The organism is Nostoc sp. T09, from assembly GCF_002154695.1.
Taxonomy (GTDB): Bacteria; Cyanobacteriota; Cyanobacteriia; order Cyanobacteriales; family Nostocaceae; genus Aulosira.
Map to the genome: position 1 here is coordinate 1 of NZ_MTAV01000238.1, position 1,902 is coordinate 1,902.

A 1,902-nucleotide genomic window follows, 5' to 3' on the forward strand; every position below is an offset into this window, starting at 1 on the left:
GGATATTCCTTCATTCTCGATGCCCTATTTGCCCTAAACACCATTTAAATTGGTATGACTACAGTCGTCTCAAGGGGAGGATGGGACAAAGTTAACTCCCGATGACTGGCGTAAAGTCTGCCGTGAAATACTGGCAGAACGGCGAAAGCTGACTACAAATCCTCTGACATCAACTGAAGGAGTCGCCCTGCAAGTTGATGATGTTTACGTACCACTGGGATTAGTTGAGCGCAAAAAACCATCCAAGCGTCAGGGTGATATTTCTCCAGAACAGGGTTCAGAACTGTACAAGGAGACAGAAATCACCAAAACATTTGAGCATGATGCTTTTCTTGAAGAAGTTCTCAAACAGAAGAACACTCCTAAAAGTAAAGGTAAGCGAATTGCAATTATTGGCGAACCGGGTGCAGGAAAGACAACACTGTTACAGCAGATTGCTGATTGGGTATCTCGTGAGATTGACCAGTCAATTGTCATTTGGGTATCTTTAGCAGATTTGCGAGAGAAGGAACTAAAATCTTATCTGTTTGAGACTTGGTTGACTCAAGTCGCAGAGAAAACAGGTAAAGCTAAAGCCACTAAGCAACTGAAGAATGATTTTGTTGCTCTATTTAATCAAAATAATGTCTGGCTACTGCTAGATGGGTTAGATGAAATGTCTGCATCTTCAGGTAATCCTCTAACAGAAATTGCCCGACAATTCCGTGAAGGAGGATTAATTTCTCAAGCGCGGATTTTGCTAACCTGTCGAGTTAATCTGTGGGATGGCAGCAGTAATGCACTTGATGATTTTGATACCTATCGCAGTTTAGATTTTGCTTATCCACAACAGGTAGAGAAATTTATTCACAAATGGTTCGCTGCTATTCCTGAAACTGCAAAGCAGTTATGCACTGCTTTGAAAGAATCAGGTAAAGAACGGATTCAGGATTTAGTGAAAAATCCTTTGCGGTTGACGCTGCTGTGCTTGAATTGGCAATCAGGAGATGGCAAATTACCGGATACTCAAGCGGGACTCTATCAGCAATTTGTTGATGACTTCTACAAGTGGAAAAAAGATGAATTTGCGACAAACTCTCACCAGCGTCAGCAACTCAATATCAAATTGGGGGAATTAGCGAAAGCAGCAATAGACAAAGAAGCAACCCGTTTTCGCTTGCGGCAGGATTTTGTTAAGCAATTCTTAGGAGATGCTGATGATGAAAATTCGCTGCTGAAATTGGCACTAAATCGCGGCTGGCTAAACTGTGTAGGGATAGATACAAATAGAAAACCTTTTTACGCTTTCTTTCATGCTTCATTTCAAGAGTACTTTGCTGCTAAAGCAATTGATGACTGGCATTTCTTTCTCAACCATGTTCCCAAAAATCCCAGTCAAGGAACTTATCGCATCTTTGAACCGCAATGGAAGCAAACAATATTACTTTGGTTAGGACGAGAAGAAGAAAACCTCAACCAGCAAAAGCAAGAGTTTATTGATGCTTTAGTTAATTTTAAAGATGGATGTCGAAAATTTTATGAATATCGCGCCTATTTTTTAGCCTCCGCAGGAATTGCAGAGTTTAGAGATTATTTTAAAGCAGATGAAGTAGTAACACAAATTGTCAAGTGGACAATTGATAGTCAGAGTTTAATCAAAGAGGAAGCTAGTTCAGCACTGCAACAAACAGACCGCACAAAAGTGATCGCCGCCTTGGTGGAACTGCTGCAATCAACTACTGTGGATGACTCCACCCGTATCACCCGTATACAGGCAGCATATCGCTTAGGGCAAATCGGCACTGGCAATGAAATTGCGATCGCCGCCTTGGTGCAACTGCTGCAATCAACTACTGTGGATTACTCCACCCGTAGGCAGGCAGCAGAAAGCTTAGGGCAAATCGGCACTGGTAATGAAATTGC

1 protein-coding gene is annotated in these 1,902 nt (G+C 42.0%); it reads left to right on the top strand.

What is annotated here, in order from left to right; translation table 11 throughout:
- Positions 1-214 precede the first annotated feature (214 nt).
- A partial coding sequence (locus BV372_RS33240) for an NACHT domain-containing NTPase (protein WP_256973603.1) occupies positions 215-1,902 on the top strand: 1,688 nt, incomplete at its 3' end.